At 59.2% G+C, this 16,372-nt stretch carries 14 protein-coding genes; 7 read left to right on the top strand and 7 right to left on the bottom strand.

Annotation, left to right across the window (positions count from 1 at the left end; all coding sequences use genetic code 11):
* The first annotated feature begins 8 nt into the window (after window positions 1–8).
* From HKK52_RS27040 to HKK52_RS27030, 3 genes are read left to right on the top strand one after another with little or no spacing between them, the layout of a single operon-like run.
* Window positions 9–968, top strand: a complete 960-nt coding sequence (locus tag HKK52_RS27040) for a cytochrome-c peroxidase (RefSeq protein ID WP_169373283.1) — start codon at window positions 9–11, stop codon at window positions 966–968.
* Complete coding sequence (locus HKK52_RS27035) at window positions 965–2,776, top strand: DAHL domain-containing protein (RefSeq protein ID WP_169373282.1); 1,812 nt, start codon at window positions 965–967, stop codon at window positions 2,774–2,776. Before HKK52_RS27040 ends, HKK52_RS27035 begins: the two co-directional genes overlap by 4 nt.
* Complete coding sequence (locus HKK52_RS27030) at window positions 2,773–4,179, top strand: ATP-binding protein (RefSeq protein ID WP_169373281.1); 1,407 nt, start codon at window positions 2,773–2,775, stop codon at window positions 4,177–4,179. Before HKK52_RS27035 ends, HKK52_RS27030 begins: the two co-directional genes overlap by 4 nt.
* 104 nt (window positions 4,180–4,283) lie before the next feature.
* On the opposite strand, the gene HKK52_RS27025 is transcribed toward HKK52_RS27030, so the two are convergent.
* Both HKK52_RS27025 and HKK52_RS27020 read right to left on the bottom strand, forming a co-directional pair.
* Window positions 4,284–5,609, bottom strand: coding sequence for an APC family permease (locus tag HKK52_RS27025; RefSeq protein ID WP_169373280.1), 1,326 nt, complete (start codon window positions 5,607–5,609; stop codon window positions 4,284–4,286).
* A 159-nt stretch (window positions 5,610–5,768) separates the two neighbouring features.
* Window positions 5,769–6,590, bottom strand: coding sequence for a carbon-nitrogen hydrolase family protein (locus tag HKK52_RS27020; protein WP_169373279.1), 822 nt, complete (start codon window positions 6,588–6,590; stop codon window positions 5,769–5,771).
* A gap of 127 nt (window positions 6,591–6,717) precedes the next feature.
* On the opposite strand from HKK52_RS27020, the gene HKK52_RS27015 reads away from it, so the two are divergent.
* Both HKK52_RS27015 and HKK52_RS27010 read left to right on the top strand, forming a co-directional pair.
* A complete protein-coding gene (locus tag HKK52_RS27015; RefSeq protein WP_169373278.1) occupies window positions 6,718–7,518 on the top strand; it encodes a helix-turn-helix transcriptional regulator in 801 nt (266 codons plus the stop codon).
* 151 nt (window positions 7,519–7,669) lie between these two features.
* Window positions 7,670–9,289 (top strand): FMN-binding glutamate synthase family protein, encoded by a 1,620-nt coding sequence (locus HKK52_RS27010; protein WP_169373277.1) that lies wholly within the window; start codon window positions 7,670–7,672, stop codon window positions 9,287–9,289.
* Between the two features lie 171 nt (window positions 9,290–9,460).
* Here the strand turns inward: HKK52_RS27010 and HKK52_RS32700 are convergent, their stop codons facing one another.
* The 4 genes from HKK52_RS32700 to HKK52_RS26995 form a co-directional block, all read right to left on the bottom strand.
* Entirely contained in the window at window positions 9,461–9,898 is a 438-nt protein-coding gene (locus tag HKK52_RS32700) for a hypothetical protein (protein WP_237150619.1), read from the bottom strand.
* A 78-nt stretch (window positions 9,899–9,976) separates the two neighbouring features.
* Window positions 9,977–10,159, bottom strand: coding sequence for a hypothetical protein (locus HKK52_RS32695; protein WP_237150617.1), 183 nt, complete (start codon window positions 10,157–10,159; stop codon window positions 9,977–9,979).
* A complete protein-coding gene (locus HKK52_RS27000) occupies window positions 10,156–10,530 on the bottom strand; it encodes a GtrA family protein (RefSeq protein ID WP_169373276.1) in 375 nt (124 codons plus the stop codon). Before HKK52_RS27000 ends, HKK52_RS32695 begins: the two co-directional genes overlap by 4 nt.
* A gap of 104 nt (window positions 10,531–10,634) precedes the next feature.
* Window positions 10,635–12,128: a glucosyltransferase domain-containing protein gene (locus tag HKK52_RS26995; protein WP_237150616.1), complete on the bottom strand. Its 1,494-nt coding sequence runs from the start codon at window positions 12,126–12,128 to the stop codon at window positions 10,635–10,637.
* Window positions 12,129–12,336: 208 nt separating this feature from the next.
* Between HKK52_RS26995 and HKK52_RS26990 the strand changes: the two genes are divergently transcribed.
* Window positions 12,337–13,461 carry an OpgC family protein gene (locus tag HKK52_RS26990; RefSeq protein ID WP_169373275.1) on the top strand — a complete coding sequence of 375 codons (1,125 nt, stop codon included), beginning with the start codon at window positions 12,337–12,339 and terminating at the stop codon, window positions 13,459–13,461.
* Window positions 13,462–13,513: 52 nt separating this feature from the next.
* Here HKK52_RS26990 and HKK52_RS26985 read toward each other — a convergent pair whose 3' ends face one another.
* Window positions 13,514–14,935, bottom strand: a complete 1,422-nt coding sequence (locus HKK52_RS26985) for an amino acid permease (protein ID WP_169373274.1) — start codon at window positions 14,933–14,935, stop codon at window positions 13,514–13,516.
* 624 nt (window positions 14,936–15,559) lie between these two features.
* Here HKK52_RS26985 and HKK52_RS26980 point away from each other — a divergent pair.
* Window positions 15,560–16,018, top strand: coding sequence for an REP-associated tyrosine transposase (locus tag HKK52_RS26980; protein ID WP_133840163.1), 459 nt, complete (start codon window positions 15,560–15,562; stop codon window positions 16,016–16,018).
* Window positions 16,019–16,372 lie beyond the last annotated feature (354 nt).

Raw genomic sequence — 16,372 nt, 5'->3', positions numbered from 1 at the left:
ATCATCCGATGTCGCCCTCCCCTGCCTTTGCACTCGCGGTGTTTGTATTGGCGATCAGCCTGACCGCCAGCGGCGCACCGCTGGACGAACCGCTTAAACCGTTACCCGCCGTGCCACAACAGAATCCCCTGCGGGTCGAACTCGGTCGCCAGTTGTTCAATGAGCCACGGTTGTCGGTCAACAACAGCCTGTCCTGCGCCGGTTGCCATCGACTGGAAAGCGGCGGTGCCGACAACAAGCCGTTTTCCATTGGGTTCAACGGCCACCCGGTGGCCGTTAATACCCCTAGCGTGTTCAACGCCACCCTGAACTTCCGGCAGTTTTGGAATGGCCGGGTCGGCACCCTGGAAACCCAGGTCCACGAAGTGGTGCAGAGCCCCGCCGAAATGGGCAGCAACTGGGAACACGTGGTGCAGACGCTGAGCGCCGACCCTATCTATAAAGCCGCGTTCGCCAACGCCTACCCGGACGGCGTGACCATGGGCAATGTGCAAAATGCCCTGGCCACCTACGAGCGCACGCTGCTCAGTGCCAACTCGCGCTTTGATCAATACCTGCAAGGCAATACCGACATTCTGACGCTCGATGAAAAGTACGGTTATCAGCGCTTCAAGGACTACGGCTGCATTACCTGCCACCAAGGGGTGAACATCGGCGGCAACATGTTCCAGAAATTCGGGGTCATGGGCGATTACTTCCAGACACGGGGCAACCCCACCGAATCCGACCTGGGACGCTACCTGGTGACCAAGGATGAAGAGGACCGCAACGTGTTCAAGGTCCCGAGCCTGCGCAACGTCGCCGTGACCGCGCCGTATTTCCATGACGCCTCGGCAACAACCCTCGAAGAGGCGGTGGATGTGATGTTCACGTTCCAGCTCGGGCGCGTGCCTTCGGACGAAGACAAGGCCCTGATCATCCTGTTCCTCAAGACTCTGACCGGTGAATGGGAGGGCAAGCCTTTATGAGAATGTCCCGCCGTCGCAGCATGGTACTGCTCAGCCTGATAGCCCTGGGCCTGGCCTCGACGCTGCTGTTCCTGTACCTCAAATCCAGCTCTGACCAGACCTCGACCTACACCGAATCCCGGGACGTGATTACCCGGATGAAACAACTCAACGCGCAGTGGGAAACCGAGATCCTCAAGGCCCGGGTCGCCATCAGTCACAACTACGATCCGCTGGTCTCGCCCCTGACCGAGATGACCCAGCTGTGGGAGCGGTTCGACAGCATGGAGTCGAACCATGGCCGCAACGACTCGCCTGCCTGGAACAAAAGCCATGACGCCTACCTGGCCGCCATCCAGGAAAAAACCCGCCTGGTGGAACAGTTCAAGTCCCACAACGCGGTGCTGCGCAACTCCCTGGCGTTTTTACCGACCGCCGAGGACGACATCCAGCAACCCCTGACCCAAGTGACCGATGGCGACCAACTGCAACTGCACAACATCGCCACCGACACCTACGACCTGGTGCTCAGTGCCCTGGAGTTCGCTCAGGTCACCTCTGACGACAAGGCCGCGGATATCCTGTTGGGCCTGAATAAAATGGGGGTGAACAAACTGCGGCTGCCGGAGCCTTTCCACAGCCCCGTCGATATTCTGAACAACCACATTGCGCTGATCCTGCGCGAACAACCGATCGTCAACCGCCTGCTGGAAAACATCGAAGCCATCCCCGTCGCCGAACGCCTGGACGACATCACCAACCTGCTGAACGAAGATCAGCAGCAGTCCGATGCGGTCTATCAGCGCTACCACTTCTACATGCTGGTGTTTTCGGTGCTGCTGGTGCTGGTGCTGGTGTATCTGGCGATCCGGCTGATGCGCAGTTACACCGAGATCAGCCGCGTCAACAAAGCGCTGCAAACGGCTAACGATGACCTGGAACTACGGGTTGAAGAGCGCACCCGGGAACTGCGCGATACCCAGAGCGAACTGCTCGACACCGCGCGCCAGGCCGGCATGGCCGAGATCGCCACCAACGTGTTGCACAACGTCGGCAATGTGCTCAACAGCGTGAACATTTCCGCTGATCTGGTTACCCGCAAACTGCGCAGCAGCAAGGCTTTGGGGCTGGGCAAGGCGATGCAACTGATCAACGAACATCCCGCAGACCTGGGCAGTTTTCTCAGCGAGGACGCCAAGGGCAAATTACTGCCCGGCTACCTCAATCAACTGGTGGACGCGATTGCCCTCGAACAACAGGGCATGACCGACGAACTGGCCCAACTGACTAAAAGCGTCGACCACATCAAGGACATCGTCGCCACCCAGCAATCCTACGCGGGCGCCAACAGCCTGATGGAACCGCTGCACATCAGCGAATTGCTGGAGGACGCCCTGCGCATGAACTCCGGCGCCCTGACCCGACACCACGTCACGGTGGTCAAGGAGTACAGCGACGTACCCCGGGTCATGGGCGACAAGCACCGCTTGCTGCTGATCCTGATCAACCTGATCAGCAACGCCAAATACGCGATGTCCGATCTCAGCGACCGTCCTCGGCAGATGACCCTTGGGGTGAAAATCGTCGACGACACGATTCTGCAAGTCAGCGTCAAGGATGACGGCGAAGGCATCCCCGAGGAAAACATGACGCGAATCTTTGCCCACGGGTTTACCACCCGCAAGGAGGGCCATGGTTTCGGCCTGCACAGTTGTGCCCTGGCCGCCATCGAGATGAACGGCCACCTCACCGCCCATAGCGACGGGCCAGGCAAAGGTGCACAGTTCACGCTGCAGATTCCTTTGAAAACCGTAGCAGGTGACGCATGAAAGAACTTTCGAATCGACGCATTTTGTTGATCGATGACACACCGTCCATTCATGTCGACTTTCGCAAGATCCTCACCCCGAACCCTGTGCAACACGTGGAACTGGATGAGATGGAGGCCGCGCTGTTCGGCGCTGAAGCCAAATCCGCCAGCGCATTGTTCGAACTGGACTCGGCCTTCGGCGGCCAGGAAGGCCTGGGCAAACTCAAATTCGCCATGAAGGAAAACCGTCCCTACGCCATGGCGTTCGTCGACATGCGCATGCCCGATGGCTGGGACGGCGCGCAGACCATCGAACACTTGTGGCAGGAAGACCCGCGCCTGCAAGTGGTGGTGTGCACCGCCTATTCCGATTACTCGTGGGATGAACTGCTCGACCGTTTGCAGGCCCATGACCGGCTGCTGATCCTGAAAAAGCCGTTCGACAATATTGAAGTACAGCAGATGGCCAATACCCTGCTGACCAAATGGGACATGACCGAACGCGCCTCGGTCCAGATGCACCACCTGGAGCACCTGGTGGACCAGCGCACGACGCAGTTCAAACAGGCCAGCGAAGCCTTGCAGCGGGAAATCGACGAGCGCAAACAGCTTGAATCGCAACTGGTGCAATCGGAAAAACTCGCCTCGCTGGGGCAGCTGGCGGCCGGCGTCGCCCATGAAATCAACAACCCCATCGGCTTCATTTCCTCCAACCTCGGTTGCCTGGAAGGCTACTTCAAGCAACTGCAGGAAATGCTCGACGCCTACCGCAGTGCCGAAGAGGCGATTACCTCAACCGAGGTGATGGAGCGCCTGGGCGTGCTGCGCGAACGCATCGAGCTGGAGTTCCTGCGCGAAGACATTCCGCTGCTGATCAAGGAGTCCAAGGACGGCATCAGCCGGGTCGGGCAGATCGTCAAGGATCTGAAGGATTTCTCCCGGGTCGACTCCAACCAGGAATGGCAGTGGGCCAATCTGCAACAGGGCATCGACTCGACCCTGAACATCGTCGCCAACGAACTCAAGTACAAGGCCGACGTGGTGAAGGCCTATCAGGTGCTGCCGGAAATCGAGTGCCTGCCGTCGCAAATCAACCAGGTGATCATGAACCTGATCGTCAACGCCTCCCAGGCCATCGGGGCGGAACGCGGCACCATCACCCTGAGCACCGGGCTGGCGGGGGAAACCGTGTGGATCGAAGTCGCCGACACCGGCTCGGGCATCGAGCCGCAGACGTTGCAGAAAATCTTCGACCCGTTCTTCACCACCAAGCCGATTGGCCAGGGCACCGGGCTGGGGTTGTCACTGTCGTACGGGATCGTGAAAAAGCATCACGGGGATATTTCGGTGCGCAGCGTCGTCGGGACGGGCACGACGTTCCGCGTCGAACTGCCAGTGCGCCAGACCAAACTGGCGAGCTGAACACCAGTCCTGTAGGAGCGAGGCTTGCCCGCGAAGAACGATGACGCGGTGTGTCAGACCCGCCGCCTTCGCGAGCAAGCTTCGCTCCTACAGGTATATGCAAGTCAGGTGGCTTCCTGGAAATCCATCTCCGGCGGCTGGCGACGGAACCCGCCCGTCAGCACCGCCAGGTACACCACGCCAATCGCCAGCCAGCTCAGGCCCAGGTAAATCGCCAGGTGATCGAGGCTGACCATCAGCCACAGGTCCGCGACCAGGCCAATGAACGGGAACACCAGGAACAGCACTAGCTCACGCGGGCCTTTCTTCTCGCCGCCGATCCAGTAATGGAAGATCACCGACAGGTTCACCAGGCTGAAGGCCAGGAAGGCGCCGAAGTTGATGAACGAGGTCGAGGTGGTCACGTCCAGTTTCAGGGCGAGCAACGCCACCACCGCGCACAACAGGATGCTGTTGACCGGCGTGCCGAATTTCTCATGCAAGGTGCCAAAGAACGACTTGGGCAACACGCCGTCGCGGCCCATGGCAAAGAGCAACCGCGAACCACTGGCCTGGGCCGACAGCCCCGACGCGAATTGACCGACGATCAGGCCGATGAGGAAGATTGAGACGAACAGGTCGCCGCCAATGTTGCGGGCAATTTCATAAGCCGCCGAGTCGACACTGTCGAACTGGAACGACGGGTGGGCGATCTGCACGAAGTACGACACGCCGACAAAAATCAGACCGCCGATCAGGGTAATCAGCATAATCGCCCGGGGAATGGTGCGGCGCGGGTCGCGGGTTTCCTCGGTCAGGGTGCTGACCGCATCAAAGCCCAGGAACGAGTAACAGGCGATGGCCGCGCCGCTCATGATCAGCGGCAGGTGCATGTCGCCGTTGAAGAACGGTTTGACTGTCCACAACGGTGTGCTCGCATCGCCGCCGATGTAGTGGATGCACAGCGCGACGAAGGCGATCAGTACCAGGAATTGCACCAGCATCAGCAAGGCATTGATGCCGTTGGCCAGTTTCAGGCCGACGATATTGATCGCGCTGGTGATGCCGATGAACGCCAGCACCCAGATCCACTGCGGCACGGCCGGGAACGCGGAGTTGAGGTAAGCCGCGCCGATCAGCCAGATCGCCATCGGCAGGAACAGGTAATCGAGCAGCACCGCCCAACCGGCGATGAACCCGAGTTTCGGGCTGATGGCTTTGCGCACATAGCTGTAGGCCGAGCCGGCGACCGGAAACGCGGCGGCCATGCGCCCGTAGCTCATGGCGGTGAAGAACATCGCCACCAGCGCCGCCAGGTAAGCGGCCGGGACCATGCCCGCGGTGGATTGAGCGAGGATGCCAAAGGTGCCGAGCACAATGATCGGCGTCATGTAGGCGATGCCGAACAGCACCACCGAACCCAATGACAGGGTGCGTTGTAAACGAGCCATGAGCGACTACTCCGAATTTATTAGATTTATGGCAGAGCCGAGTTCGGCGCAATGATCGTTCCCACGCTCCGCGTGGGAATGCCCGCGTCCCCTTCAGAGCCGAACGCGGAGCGTCCGTGGAGGCATTCCCACGCAGAGCGTGGGAACGATCGGATCAACTTACTTCCCTGGAATCAGCAACTCCCGCAATCCATTGGCATGCTCAACAATCTCCCCCGGCAACTTCAGCCGCTGATCATCCAGATACCGATAATCCTGCCGCGCCGCCGCCAACCGGTTCAGGTCCAGCTCCACCGCAAACTGCCCCTCCTCGCGCCCGGCTTCGAACAGCAACGTACCCAGCGGATCCACCAGCGCACTGCCGCCGGCAAACAACAAGCCGCCATCGCCTGCTTCCACCCGGTTGACCATCAGCGCAAACGCCTGGTTTTCCTGGGCGCGGGCCATGATCGCGGTGCGGTGAGTCGGGCCGTACGGGTCCATGTTGCCGTTGGTCACCAGCAGCACTTCAGCGCCCAGTTGCGCCAGGGCGCGGGCGGTTTCGGGGAATTCGATGTCGTAGCAAATCAGCAGGCCGACCCGCACACCGTTCCACAGACAGGTGGCATAACGATCACCGGGTTCGTAGACGCCGCGATCCGAGGCCCACAAATGCGTCTTGCGATAACGCAGGGCAATGCCTTCGGGAGTAATCAGCAGCGTGGTGTTGTAGAAACGGCCGTTGTCGTTCTCGGCCATGCCCACCACCACCGCGATCTTGCGTTCGCGGGCGGCGGCGATCACGGCGCTGACGGTCGGGCCGTCCAGCGGCTCGGCGACCTGGGCCACGGTCTCTTCCGACGCAAAGCCCATCAAGTGGCCTTCCGGGAACATGATCAGTTGAGTGTCGGCGGCGCAGCCGGCAATCGCAGCCAGGGCGCGTTCGAGGTTGTAAGCCGTGTCATTGTCACGGCCCGCCAATTGGGCGAGTTCGACCTTCATGGGTATTCCTTGTTATGAGCGCCGGGGATGCAGAAAGATTGCCCGGTCGTTGTCTGTGCGCCAGTATGCGCAGCAAGCAACCGGCCAGGGAATTACGCGGCCGGGGTAACCCGATAGGGGTAGATGCATGACTCTCTCGCTGGATGACATCGCCTGGCACCGTTCGGTGGGGCAACTGATCGACGCCCTCGACAAGCCGAACTTCTGGACGCAACTGGTCCGGTTGCTGGATCAGTACGTGGATTTCGACAGCTGGGTGGTGCTGCTTTTCAGCGCCGACCAGCACCCGCAGGTGTTCGCCGAATGCCCTGGCGAGGACGGCAGCCCCGATCAACTGTTCCAGGATTACCTGCGCGGCTTGTACCTGCTGGACCCGTTCTACATCGCCTGCCGCGAACAGTCGCGCACCGGGCTCTATCGCCTGTCGGAAGTGGCGCCGGAGCACTTCGAGCTGACCGAGTATTACCAGCGCTACTTTCGTCTGAATGTGGTGGCCGACGAAATCCAGTTCAATTGCCAGCTCGAAGGCGACCGTACGCTGTGCCTGTCGTTGGGCAGCAAGCAGCGTTTCAGCGGCCAGCAGATCGCCTTGCTGTCGCTGATCCAGCCGTGGGTGCTCGGCCTGTTGCGCCAGCGCCTGCCCTATGAAATCAACGAAGTCGTGGCCCTGGCCCCCGCGCCGCCGCAGGTCGACTGGCGGGTGCAGCTGGAAGCCTCGGTGCAGCAACTCAAAGGCGCGCAACTGACCGCCCGGGAACTGGATGTCGGGCGTTTGATGCTCAGCGGTTGCTCCAGCAAAGAAATCGCCCGTAAGCTGGAAATCTCCGTAGAAACCGTGAAAGTCCATAAGAAACACATGTACAGCAAGCTGGGGATCAAGTCCCAGTCGGAGCTGTTTTCGATATTCCTGCAGGCGCAAAACGCCTGAAACACCACCGTCCCGTAGGAGCGAAGCTTGCTCGCGAAGAGGCCGTCAAATTCAACATTGATGGTGGCTGATACACCGCTTTCGCGAGCAAGCTTCGCTCCTACAGGGATAGCGTGTTGCACATAACCGAGTCCGAACCCAGGGAAACCGTATGAGCCTGTCACTCCTGAGCCGCTACGCCTTCTTTGCTGCCTGTGTGATTTTCACCCTCGCCAGCCTGCCCTTCCTGCAACACGACTGGCTCTGGCCGATCACCGCCATCACCGGCGTGCTGAGCCTCGTCGGCCTGTTCGACCTGCTGCAAAGCCCCCACGCCGTGCGCCGCAACTACCCGATCCTCGGCAACATCCGTTATCTGGTCGAAGGCATCCGCCCGGAAATCCGTCAGTACCTGCTCGAATCCGACAGCGACGCCCTGCCCTTCTCCCGGGCCCAGCGTTCGCTGGTGTATTCGCGCGCCAAGAACGAAAGCGCCGACAAACCGTTCGGCACGTTGATTGACGTGTATCAGTCCGGCTTCGAATTCATCGGCCACTCGATGCGCCCGGCACCACTGAGCGACCCGAGCGGTTTTCGCGTCATGGTCGGCGGTCCGCAGTGCACCCAGCCGTACTCGGCGTCGGTGTTCAATATCTCGGCCATGAGCTTCGGCTCCCTCAGCGCCAACGCCATCCGCGCGTTGAACCAGGGCGCCAAGCTCGGCAACTTCGCCCATGACACCGGCGAAGGCAGCATCAGCGCTTATCACCGGGAAAACGGCGGCGACCTGACCTGGGAACTCGGCAGCGGCTACTTCGGTTGCCGTACCGCCGAGGGCCGCTTCGACCCGGAACGCTTCGCCGCCCAGGCGCAAACGCCGCAAGTGCGGATGATCGAAATCAAGATGAGCCAGGGCGCCAAACCCGGCCACGGCGGGATCTTGCCCAAGCACAAAGTCACCAAGGAAATCGCCGAAACCCGCGGCATCATGATGGGCGAAGACTGTATCTCGCCGTCGCGGCACAGCGCGTTTTCCACGCCGATCGAACTGATGCACTTCATCCAGCAACTGCGTGAACTGTCCGGCGGCAAACCGGTGGGCTTCAAGTTCTGCCTCGGCCACCCGTGGGAATTCATGGGCATCGCCAAGGCCATGCTGGAAACCGGCATCCTCCCGGACTTTATCGTCGTCGACGGCAAGGAAGGCGGCACCGGCGCCGCACCGGTGGAGTTCACCGACCACATCGGCGTGCCGATGCGCGAAGGTTTGCTGTTCGTGCACAACACGCTGGTGGGCTTGAACCTGCGGGACAAAATCAAACTCGGCGCCAGCGGCAAGATCGTCAGCGCTTTCGACATCGCCAGCGTCCTGGCCATCGGCGCCGACTGGGCCAACTCCGCGCGCGGCTTCATGTTCGCCATCGGCTGCATCCAGTCGCAAAGCTGCCACACCAACAAATGCCCGACCGGCGTGGCGACCCAAGACACCCTGCGCCAGCGCGCGTTGGTGGTGCCGGACAAGGCCCAGCGCGTATTCAACTTCCACCGCAATACCCTGAAGGCCCTGGCTGAAATGCTGGCGGCCGCCGGGCTGGAACATCCTTCGCAACTGTCGGCAAAGCATCTGGTACGACGCATGTCGGCGACCGAGATTAAATTGTTCTCGCAGTTGCATGTGTTCTTGAAGCCGGGGGAATTGTTGACCGGGGAAGTGAACGGCGAGTTTTATTCGCGGATGTGGCAGATGGCTCGGGCGGATAGTTTTGAGCCGGGTGAGGTGGCTGCTGCGTAAGCGTTATTTGCACACTAGCCTCATCAGAGGCTGGCGCTGCATCGAGAATGAAGAGGCGGGCCTCGATACCCTCACCTTTGATAGTCAAGGTTTGCTTCCAGTTATTTGCCAACAACTCATGATTCTCTGGTTTGGATGCGTCGGTTATCCACCAGATCCTTTTCGCGGTTTTCAATGCGTCAACATCATTGAAAAAAATCCAATGCCGATGTTCAGGTATGAGTGCATACCCCCCCGATCCAGGCGTCTCCTGAATGTGTCCATCGAAGATCTGATGTGAAACCTCGGCTGGATATTCGTGGTGTTGTAGTAAGTGAATGGCAAGAAATAAATCAACGTGTCGAGAACCACTTCGTCACCGGGAAGGGCCTGCCGATTGATCTCACAAGTTATTTCTTCCAGTCCGGAATACTTGCGAAGACTGGTTCCATTCACTTCCTGACTGTAACGAACCGAGACGGGTAGTAATGCCAGTAACACTGAAGCCATCCAAGTTGCCCTTCGTATTGCAATCAGGCTCATCAGCCTGATGCACAATAACAACGTTCCAACATCGAACAGAGCACTCAGAATTCGCGCCGACAGAACACCGTTACCAAACAACAGCATCCAGTAATGCAGCAAGAAATAGTACAGAGGCGGATGAACGTCCCGTGCGCTAATGGACCAGATTTGCCAAGGCGTCTGCTATGCCAGCAACAAGCTAAAGGCTTCGTCATACCAAACGGCGGGCACGGTACTGCCGTGAAGCCGAATGGCTAGCGCAAAAATCGTTACCGCCATCAACCCGATCGCATCGGCAAATAAGCGCGGAGAAACCTTGCGGTGCGTGAGCGTCAAGTCGCTGATTGGCTGAAGGTTACTGTTCATGCCTCACGCCCACGAGCCAGCACAAACTTCGAAAAGAAGAACCCGCACACAAGGCATAACAATGAAAACGAACTCACCGTCACCAGACCGTGAAGCTGCCATACATCGCCGAAATGCCCGACGCCATAACTCATGACGCCCATAAAACCAATGAACAGCAAATACACCAATACCGACGCTTTGTTATCCAGGGTATAGAGCGTATTGACATAGAAGGAAAAGGTCGCCGCGACGCAATAGGCCGCTAAATTACTCGCCGCCTGGCTGAGTTCAGCGGCAGTGGAGAGGACATAAAACAGCTGCCAATGAATTAATGTATTGGCCAATCCAATGAATGCGTAGGTGGAGAATCCTTTCCATATGGGTTTCATGCCGACTCCCGCGTTGCCGTTGCAGGTGCCCTTGAAACTAAAATCACGACGTCGTGCCGTCTACTGTCAGAAATTACAGGTCTCACGCTGTTCCGGACCAACGGTCACCAATGCAGTTCAGTGATCGGCTTCGGTTCCTTCATCACGATAAAACCGTAATCCCCGAGTAAATAAATGCGGTAGTACTGGCTATCCACCAATGGCACAAACCCCTGATACCCGACCCGCGTCGCATTGCGCCGCTCCCGCTCGGCCACCACATTGGTGATGCCGGCCTTCGGCAGGTTTTCGGCGAGCATGTAGTAGTCGGTGTTGAGCAAATAGTGCAGCACCGGCAGTTGCTTGAATGACCCGGCCGCACCGATCAGCCAGTGGTCGGAGTAAGTCACCGACAGGTAAATGCGCTTGGCATCGCGCAGGGCCGGGCGGGAGGCGATGTCGTAGCTCAGGGCATTGAGCGCGGTGTTGGCGAAGGTCTTCTGCAGCACGAACACCCGGCCATAGGCGAAGGACAGCGAGAGCATGGCCAGCAGCGGGATCAGCAACAGCAGCGGCAGTCGTGGGTGCAAGGCCGTCAACGCCAGGTGACTGAGGTAGAACAGCAACAGCAGCACCACGGAAAACCCCATCAGGGTCCGGGCGCCTTCGTTGAAGTCACGGAAAAACAGCGCGGCGCCGGGTACCAGAAACACCACGACCGGCACGATCAATACGCAAACAAACCCCATCACGATTTTCTTCGGCCCCGTCTCCTGCCGTCCGATGAGCAGGACAGCGCCGGCAGCCGCACACAGCAGCAGCCCCGCAAACACCCAGCCGAAGCCACCGTGAAACAGCAACATGACCTTTTCCAACACCCGGGCCGCGCTGGTTTCGATTTGCAGCAGGGGCGCCACCTCCCCGTTCAACAGTTGGGTGCGTTGCTGATTCATGTAGGCCCCCGCCGTGGCGAAGTAGATCAACCAGGCCAGCGCCACTTGCGCGGCTTTCCAGCCGATCAACCGCCACCACTCGGGCCAGGGCAATCGGGCACTCGCCGTACGCAGCAGCTCCAGGGCACACAACCCGAGAAACACATTGATGCTGACCTGATACATCCCCAATCCCAGGGCAATCAGCAACGCGGGGACGACCAGTTGCTGAACGCGGGAGGCACTGCGAAAAGTTATCGCGAAGATCACCGCCACCAGGCTCAACGCCATGGCCGGCCCGTCATATTGATAGGACAGGTTTTGCAGCAGGAATGGGTTGTACCAGAACGCCAACACTACCAGGCAATGGGTGACTGTCGGTTCGGCAAAGTAGTGGAAGGTCAGGCGGCTCAATGCCCAGGCCATCGCCACTGTGGCGATCAGCAAGGGCAGCGGGAAAATGTTCGGCGCCGCATCGGTGAAGGTCAGCCCGTTGTAAAACAGCTGCGTGAATAAGCGACCCTCCCCGGCCCAACCCATGCCGGCGGCCAGGGAACGCCAGTTGTCATCGATATACGGGTAGTCGGCGAGGATCAATGGCAGGACGTAGGCAAAGGTCGCCATGAGAAAAAACAGCCAGACCCGACGGCCACCGAGTTCTCTGTCGAGCCAATCGCCCATCCTCATGTCGGTGCCCCTTGGGGTACTGCATTCGACCCATAACGTATTGAACCCGCGGCAAGCTGTAGATCACTGGTTTTTAGACAGACGGTGAGGCGGGGCAATATCCCGTAATATCCCGACTTTGCAATTGCCGGCCAATCACGCCACCCTGCGCGCCGCCCATCCGCGGCACGCAATACTCCTTTTTCATACCGTTCAAGAGCCCTCAGTCATGACGTCTGAACGCGATCACCGAATCGACTTTTTTCGAGGCCTGGCCCTGATCTTCATTTTCTGGGATCACGTGCCGCACAACCCGCTCGGCCAAATCACCCCGCGTAACTTCGGTTTCAGCGATGCCGCGGAGATTTTCGTGTTTCTCGCCGGGTACGCGGCGGTGCTGGCCTACGGCAAGATTCTCAAGCGTGACGGTTACCTGATCGCCTGCGTGAAAATCCTGCGTCGCACCTGGGTGCTTTACGTGGTGCATATCTTTTTGCTGGCGATGCTGATGGGCATCGTGTTCTTCGCCAACAGCCACGTGGAAACCCGCGACCTGGTGGAAGAAATGGGCATGCATCACTTCATCACCAACCCCCAGCAGGCGCTGACGGATGAGTTGCTGTTGCGCTTCAAACCCAACCTCATGGACCCGTTGCCGCTGTACATCGTGCTGCTGGCGGGTCTGCCGTTGGTGCTGCCTATGCTGTTGCGCAAACCCTGGGCGGTGGTGGCGGTGTCGTTGACGGTGTACCTGCTGGCGCCGTGGTTCGGCTGGAACCTGGCCGCCATCAAGGATGGCGTGTGGTACTTCAACCCGGTGGTCTGGCAACTGTTGTTTGTGCTCGGTGGCGCCGCCGCTGTGCATGGGCAGCGCCCGCGACAGCCCGATACCCGCCCGCTGCTGCGCCAGCCATTGTTTGTCAGCGCAGCGGTGTACGCGATGCTCGCCGGGGTGATTACGATCGCCTGGCGCTGGCCGGAAATTCACGACGCCGTGATGCCGGCGTGGCTGAGCAACCTGCTGTACCCGATCAGCAAGACCGACCTGTCGCCGGTGCGCTTACTGCATTTCCTCGCGCTGGCCTACGTCACCGCCAAGCTGTTGCCTGACAGCGGCTGGACGCAAAACTGGCTGGCGCAACAGAGTTGCCGCATGGGCCGTTACTCACTGGAAATCTTCTGCCTCGGCGTGCTGTTGGCGCCCTTGGCGGACATGGTCAATGCCATGACCGACGATGCCTTTGCCATGCAGATTTTTACTGCGCTGGTGGGGGCCGGGTTGATGGCGGTGTTGGGGGCCTGGCTGGATTTCAACAAGCGCCTGACTCAATCACCACAAATCGCGACAGCCTGAAACGAAAAAGCCCCGGCCAATTGACCGGGGCTTTTCATTCACGCGTTACATCTTACGAAGCCGATCGCACCGCACCTTGCGTCGCATTGGTCGGTTGCAGCTTGAACACATAGAACAACACCGTCAGCAGCACCAGGAACGCCGGGCCGACATACAACGCCACGCGGGTATCCGGGAAGTACGCCATCAGCCCAACCACCAGCACCAAAAATGCCAGCGCCAGGTACGAGCTGACCGGGTACAGCCACATCTTGTATTTCAGAGCGGCCCGTTCGCTGGCGCTCAGGCCTTTGCGGAATTTGAGCTGGGCCAGCAGGATCATCACCCAGGTCCAGATCGCGCCGAAGGTGGCAATCGCGGTGACCCAGACGAAGACTTTCTCCGGGACCATGTAGTTGAGCAGCACGCCCAGCAACAGCACGAAGATCGACAACAGCAACGCGCGACGGGGTACGCCGTTACTCGATGTGGTGGCGAAACCGGCCGGGGCCTGGCCGTTCTGCGCCAGGCTGTACAGCATACGGCCGGTGCTGAAGATGCCGCCGTTGCAGGACGACAGCGCCGCAGTAATCACCACGAAGTTGATGATGCCGGCGGCGGTCTTGATGCCAAGACGCTCGAAGGTCATCACGAACGGACTGCCCTGGGTGCCGATTTCATTCCACGGGTAGATCGACAGAATCACGAACAATGCGCCGACGTAGAACAACAGGATCCGCCAGAACACCGAGCCGATCGCGTTAGGAATGGTCTTCTGCGGGTTCTTCGCTTCACCGGCGGTCAGGCCGATCATCTCGACGCCGAGGTAGGCGAACATCACCATTTGCAGGGACATCAACACGCCTTGCACGCCGTTGGGCATGAAGCCGCCATGGGCCCACAGATTGGAAACCCCCAAGGCCACACCGTCATTGCCGAAGCCGAACGCGATCACACCGATACCGCCGATCACCATGGCAATGATGGTGACGATCTTGATCAGGGCGAACCAGAACTCGAACTCGCCGAAGGCCTTCACCGCGATCAGGTTGATGGTGCCCATGCTGACCAGCGCCGACAGTGCCCAGATCCAGCGGGGCACCTCGGGGAACCAGACGCCCATGTACACCGCCACTGCGGTGATTTCCGCGACGCAAGTCACCAGCCACAGGAACCAATAGTTCCAACCGGTCAGAAAGCCCGCCAACGGGCCGAGATAGTCTTGAGCGTAACGGCTGAAGGAGCCGGCGACCGGGTTGTGCACGGCCATTTCGCCGAGGGCGCGCATGATCACCAGGATCGCCAGACCACCAATGATGTAGGACAGCATGATCGCCGGGCCGGCCATTTCGATGGCCTTGGCCGAACCGAGGAACAGGCCGACGCCGATACAGGCACCGAGTGCCATCAAGCGAATATGCCGTTCGCCCAGTTCGCGTTTAAGCGGGCCGCCCTGAGCGGTCTCGCCTTGGGGCAGATGATTGCCTGCTGGCATAGGGGTACAACCTCGTCTTGTTATTGGATATGACCACCGAGCATCGAAGCGTCGACCGATAAGCCGTTGCTTGCCTGAAACCGGACCTGCCTTTTGGGCAAACCCGTCTTGTAGGACAAAACCTGCAAGATCAGCGGGGCGTGCAGTATAAAAAGCTTCCGACAGGGTTTTTCACTCTATAAACCACAACATTCAGCGAGAACTCTCGCTAAAAGCGGCGTTTACGGAGGGGCATTAACTGGCTTTTGCCGCAATAGCCATCGTGAAAAACGGCGGTGAGTATTGCACAGCATTGGTGCATCGTCATGGGTCGACCTTAGTCGGGTTTACTCCTTTAAGGCTCTAACACGGCTATCACAGAGGATGAGTCCCTGTGGCGAGGGAGCTTGCTCCCGCTCGACTGCGCAGCAGGCGCCAACCCTTCAATGAGTTTTGCCTGACACACCGCGGTGGCTGGTTTTGGGCTGCTTCGCAGCCCAGCGCGAGCAAGCTCGCTCGCCACAGTTGCTGGTCGCCACATTGAGTCCTTCAACCGATTCGGAATTCTCATACAGCAGTTGCCGGCTCAAGTAGGAAGCTGGCGGGCTAGGGTCATTTCAGATCACGGCAAAAGGACGCAATGGAATGCAAAAACATCCAAATTCCCATCGGCTACGTCATGGACGATATTCAGAACAAGGGCGAGGCTATCTGATCACGGCCGTCGTATATCAACGTCGTAAGGTTTTCACTGATTGGCGATTGGGACGACTCTTAGTGGCTGAATTCAGGCGAGCCCATGAACAACAATGGGTCAATTCGATTGCCTGGGTCATCATGCCGGACCACTTTCATTGGCTGGTACAACTTGAGCAGCGTTCCCTGGCGCAACTCATGCAAGCTATAAAATCCCGCAGCACATTGAGCATTAACCGAGCATCAGGCACTCAGGGGGCTTTTTGGCAAAGCGGCTATCACGACCGCGCTATCCGCGATGGTGAAGAACTTCTGCCATTTGCTCATTACATCCTCGCCAATCCGGTACGTGCAGGGCTTGTTGAGGAAATCGGCGACTATCCGCTTTGGGATGCTTACTGGCTTTGACAGAACCTCTGAGGCTCCGTGGCGAGGGAGCCTGCTCCCGCTTGAGTGCGCAGCGCTCATACAAAGGGGCTGCTTCGCAGCCCAGCGCGAGCAAGCTCGCTCGCCACAGGGGGACAGTGTTCGACTGAATGGCTTTGGTGGCCGGCATCCGATCCTGGTTTCGAGCAAAACTTCCAAACCTCACCGCTCATTGTGGCGAGGGAGCTTGCTCCCGCTTGAGAACGCAGCGCTCACACAAAGGGTCTGCTGCGCAGCCCAGCGCGAGCAAGCTCGCTCGCCACAGGGGGCAGTGTTCGACTGAATGGCTTTGGTGGCCGGCATCCGATCCTGGTTTCGAGCAAAACTTCCAAACCT

The sequence above is a fragment of the Pseudomonas sp. ADAK2 genome (assembly GCF_012935755.1).
Classification (GTDB): Bacteria; Pseudomonadota; Gammaproteobacteria; order Pseudomonadales; family Pseudomonadaceae; genus Aquipseudomonas.
This window is presented reverse-complemented; position numbering and strand designations above follow the sequence as displayed.

Bases quoted from the DNA above. Each gene is read 5' to 3' on its own strand.
- HKK52_RS32700 (WP_237150619.1), bottom strand. From the start codon at position 9,898: ATGCTGTTGTTTGGTAACGGTGTTCTGTCGGCGCGAATTCTGAGTGCT.
- HKK52_RS26995 (WP_237150616.1), bottom strand. From the start codon at position 12,128: ATGAGGATGGGCGATTGGCTCGACAGAGAACTCGGTGGCCGTCGGGTC.
- HKK52_RS27035 (WP_169373282.1), top strand. From the start codon at position 965: ATGAGAATGTCCCGCCGTCGCAGCATGGTACTGCTCAGCCTGATAGCC.
- HKK52_RS26990 (WP_169373275.1), top strand. From the start codon at position 12,337: ATGACGTCTGAACGCGATCACCGAATCGACTTTTTTCGAGGCCTGGCC.
- HKK52_RS26985 (WP_169373274.1), bottom strand. From the start codon at position 14,935: ATGCCAGCAGGCAATCATCTGCCCCAAGGCGAGACCGCTCAGGGCGGC.
- HKK52_RS26980 (WP_133840163.1), top strand. From the start codon at position 15,560: ATGCAAAAACATCCAAATTCCCATCGGCTACGTCATGGACGATATTCA.
- HKK52_RS27040 (WP_169373283.1), top strand. From the start codon at position 9: ATGTCGCCCTCCCCTGCCTTTGCACTCGCGGTGTTTGTATTGGCGATC.
- HKK52_RS27030 (WP_169373281.1), top strand. From the start codon at position 2,773: ATGAAAGAACTTTCGAATCGACGCATTTTGTTGATCGATGACACACCG.
- HKK52_RS27015 (WP_169373278.1), top strand. From the start codon at position 6,718: ATGACTCTCTCGCTGGATGACATCGCCTGGCACCGTTCGGTGGGGCAA.
- HKK52_RS27025 (WP_169373280.1), bottom strand. From the start codon at position 5,609: ATGGCTCGTTTACAACGCACCCTGTCATTGGGTTCGGTGGTGCTGTTC.
- HKK52_RS27010 (WP_169373277.1), top strand. From the start codon at position 7,670: ATGAGCCTGTCACTCCTGAGCCGCTACGCCTTCTTTGCTGCCTGTGTG.
- HKK52_RS32695 (WP_237150617.1), bottom strand. From the start codon at position 10,159: ATGAACAGTAACCTTCAGCCAATCAGCGACTTGACGCTCACGCACCGC.
- HKK52_RS27020 (WP_169373279.1), bottom strand. From the start codon at position 6,590: ATGAAGGTCGAACTCGCCCAATTGGCGGGCCGTGACAATGACACGGCT.
- HKK52_RS27000 (WP_169373276.1), bottom strand. From the start codon at position 10,530: ATGAAACCCATATGGAAAGGATTCTCCACCTACGCATTCATTGGATTG.